Annotated in this window: 3 protein-coding genes; all 3 read right to left on the reverse strand. The window is 63.7% G+C overall.

The window, feature by feature from the left end:
* Window positions 1-121: 121 nt before the first annotated feature.
* Window positions 122-1,057, reverse strand: coding sequence for a ribose-phosphate pyrophosphokinase (locus tag C0456_RS19795; protein WP_291056188.1), 936 nt, complete (start codon window positions 1,055-1,057; stop codon window positions 122-124).
* Between the two features lie 191 nt (window positions 1,058-1,248).
* Entirely contained in the window at window positions 1,249-2,343 is a 1,095-nt protein-coding gene (locus C0456_RS19800; protein WP_291056191.1) for a DUF4932 domain-containing protein, read from the reverse strand.
* Between the two features lie 172 nt (window positions 2,344-2,515).
* Window positions 2,516-3,465, reverse strand: a 950-nt coding sequence (purD, locus tag C0456_RS19805) for a phosphoribosylamine--glycine ligase (protein ID WP_291056194.1), incomplete at its 5' end; no start/stop codon positions are given.

Genomic DNA, 3,465 nt, shown 5'->3' on the forward strand with positions numbered 1-3,465 from the left:
TGCCGCATCAGCGGGCGGGTAAAGGTGTGGCCGAGAATGCCGAGCAGCGCGCCGTAGGTGAAGACCTGCCGCGCGCGGGCGGCTTCAATCAGCAGCCCTCGCACCTCGGCAGGGTCAAACATCAATCGAACAGCGAGCTGACCGAGCTTTCATCCGCAATCCGCCGGATTGCCTCGCCCACCAGCGGGGCGATGGGGAGGATGCGGATGCGGTCGGAGGCTTCGGCGGCCTCGGTCGGGCGGATCGAATCGGTGATCACCAGCTCCTTGAGGCTCGACCCGTTGATCCGCGCCACCGCGCCGCCCGACAGCACGCCGTGGGTGATATAGGCCGCGACCGACTTGGCCCCGCCCTCGAGCAGCGCCTCGGCCGCGTTGCACAGCGTGCCGCCCGAATCGACGATGTCGTCGATCAGTATGCAGTGCCGCCCCGCAACGTCGCCGATGATGTTCATGACTTCGCTTTCGCCCGGACGGTCGCGGCGCTTGTCGACGATCGCGAGCGGGGCGTTGTCGAGCCGCTTGGCCAGCGCGCGGGCACGCACCACGCCGCCGACGTCGGGCGAGACCACCATCAGCTGCTGATCGCCATACCGCGCCTGAATGTCGGCGGCCATCACGGGCGCGGCATAGAGGTTGTCGGTCGGGATATCGAAGAAGCCCTGGATCTGCCCGGCGTGGAGATCCACCGCCAGCATCCGGTCAGCCCCCGCCTCGGTAATCAGGTTCGCCACCAGCTTGGCCGAGATCGGCGTGCGCGGGCCCGGCTTGCGATCCTGCCGCGCATAGCCGAAATAGGGCACCACTGCGGTGATCCGCTTGGCCGAGGCGCGGCGCAGCGCGTCGATGCAGATCAGCAGTTCCATGAGGTTGTCGTTCGCCGGGAAATTGGTCGGTTGGACGACGAACACGTCCTCCCCGCGCACATTCTCGTGGATCTCGACGAACACCTCCTCGTCGGCGAAACGCCGCACGCTGGCATCGGTCAGCGGGATTTCGAGATAGGCCGCAATCGCGCGGGCGAGCGGCAGGTTCGAATTGCCGGACATGATCTTCATGGAAGTGCGAATCCCCCGTTGGCGCAGACACAGCCCGCCTAGCGATGCGTCATGGAATTGCAACGGATGGGGCGCGCGTTGTCGTCAGCTCAAGGGTGCATCATCCCCGCCATGTCCGCTTTCGGGCATTCGCACCGCTTGCGCGAATGACTGGAAGTGGGTGGATTCCGGAATGGCGGCTTTTCAGCTCTTTACCTGCTGCTGACATCTAACGAAGATAAAAGCTCTGCTGATGACAGCCTGAAAACACCTAAGAGGCTGGGGTAGATATCTGCGATGTCCGCGTTAGCACTGCGGTTCTTCTCGTATCGCCGGAGTTCGTCCACGAGCGCGGGAACATAGACGAAGCCGCGCTTCACCTCCTCGGCGACCTCGGCATTCGCAGCCTCTTCTCCCCGATCGGCGGCCGTGAGCCGCGATGTAATCGCCCTGATTATGCTCTCATTGATGACCTGGTCCCAACTGGAATAGCCTTCACGGCGCATTGCATCGCGAAGCGGCCCGAAGTTCTCCGCCGTTGCGGCGACACGTGAGGCATGGCTCGCCGTCAGCGGGTTGATTACGGTATGGGCAAACTCGTGGGCCACTAGGGGCTGAAGCCGTGCTGCATCTCCGAAATCAACGGAACCTGCCGTGATCGCGTTCGGCCCGATAAAAGCAAATGCAGCCGCCTGCCCTCCCTCGTTGTCGATCCGCGAGGCAAAGCCGCCATCGTGGAGAAGCGGTCCCAGAATAACTTGTGTCGAGCCGAGCGGTGTCCCCAAGTAGGCGACCAAGGAACTCGTTGAAGCCACCACCGTCGGACGAGACTGTGCGACCATGCGCTCGTATTCCGACTGATGGGAGGCATAGAATTCCTCGAACCGACAGTCCTGCGCGAAATCACGGGCGGAGGCCCAGAAATCGCCAAGGCTCTCCGCACCGCCAGCGCTGGCGATCACGCTGTCGCCCAACGGGAACCGAGGCTGCAGCTCCGGAGGCTCCGAAAGCGAGATGAAGGCTTCAGGGACATTGTTGAAGTCGAACCCGGCTGCAGAAAGCTTCGAAAATTTCGTCACCGCAGCATGGTCGGAGCATGCTGCAAAGAAGCTCGCTGCGTCGCGCTTGTATCCGGAATCGAGATAGGAGACGAGGAAATAGCCGGACAGAAGCTGTATGACACCCATAAGCTCGATCCGTTGATCGACCTTAACGGTGGTTCGTGAAACCGGCACAGTCTTTACATCCTCCATGGGAGCGCAGGCTTGGCTCACCAACGCTAACAACGAAAGCGCTGCAATGCGCATTCCAAGCCTCCAATCCTGTGAGATTTCGACGCTATCAGAGCTTCTTAGGCTTTGAAAAGCACTAAAGAGACGAGGGTTGCAATGACCGTTATGGGGTCGCTTCCCGAACGGCGGCTTTTTTCCGAACACGCGGCAAAGCGGTCGGAATTGTCTGGCGTGACGCGACTGGCACTCAAGCCACGTGAGGGCGCTCGCCTTCGGCTTCCCGCGCCACTTCCCGCCAGCCGATGTCACGGCGGCAGAAGCCGCTCGGGAACGCGATCTTGTCGACCGCCGCATAGGCCTTGGCCTGCGCTTCGGTGACGCTCGCGCCAGTCGCGGTGACGGCGAGCACCCGGCCCCCGTTCGCCACCAGCGCGCCGTCCTTCAGCGCGGTGCCTGCGTGGAAGACCTTGGCGCCCTCGGCCTCGGCATCGTTCAGTGCGATGGCGCCGCCCTTCTCGGGGGTGCCGGGGTAGCCTTTCGCGGCCATCACCACGGTAAGCGCGGTCTCCGGGCGGAAGGCGATCTCGGTGCCCTCCAGCGTGCCTTGCGCGCAGGCGAGCAGGATCGGCACCAGATCGCTCTGGAGCCGCATCATCAGCACCTGGCATTCGGGATCGCCGAAGCGGGCGTTGTATTCGATCAGCTTGGGGCCCTCAGGCGTAAGCATCAGCCCGGCGAAGAGCACGCCCTGATAGGGTTTGCCCTCCGCGCGCATCGTCCGCACCGTGGGTTCGATGATCTCGGCCATCACGCGGGCCTGCAATTCGCTCGTCAGCACCGGAGCGGGGGAATAGGCGCCCATGCCGCCGGTGTTGGGGCCCGTATCGCCATCGCCCACGCGCTTGTGATCCTGCGCCGAGCCGAAGGGGACAATCGCGGTGCCATCGGTGAGGGCGAAGAAGCTCGCTTCCTCGCCTTCCATGAATTCCTCGATCACCACCTGTGCACCTGCGCCGCCGAAAGCCCCGCCGAACATGTCGGCGAGCGCGTCTTCCGCCTCGGTACGCGTCTCGGCGATCACCACGCCCTTGCCCGCGGCGAGGCCATCGGCCTTGAGCACATAGGGCGCTTCAAAGCGGGCGAGGGCGGCACGGGCTTCCTCAAGGGTGGACGTGCGGACGTAACCGGCTGTGGGAA

The organism is Hyphomonas sp., from assembly GCF_013823385.1.
GTDB lineage: Bacteria > Pseudomonadota > Alphaproteobacteria > Caulobacterales > Hyphomonadaceae > Hyphomonas.

What these genes read in the sequence shown, in the direction of transcription:
- C0456_RS19800 (WP_291056191.1), bottom strand. Translation starts at nt 2,343, where the DNA reads ATGCGCATTGCAGCGCTTTCGTTGTTAGCGTTGGTGAGCCAAGCCTGC.
- C0456_RS19795 (WP_291056188.1), bottom strand. Translation starts at nt 1,057, where the DNA reads ATGAAGATCATGTCCGGCAATTCGAACCTGCCGCTCGCCCGCGCGATT.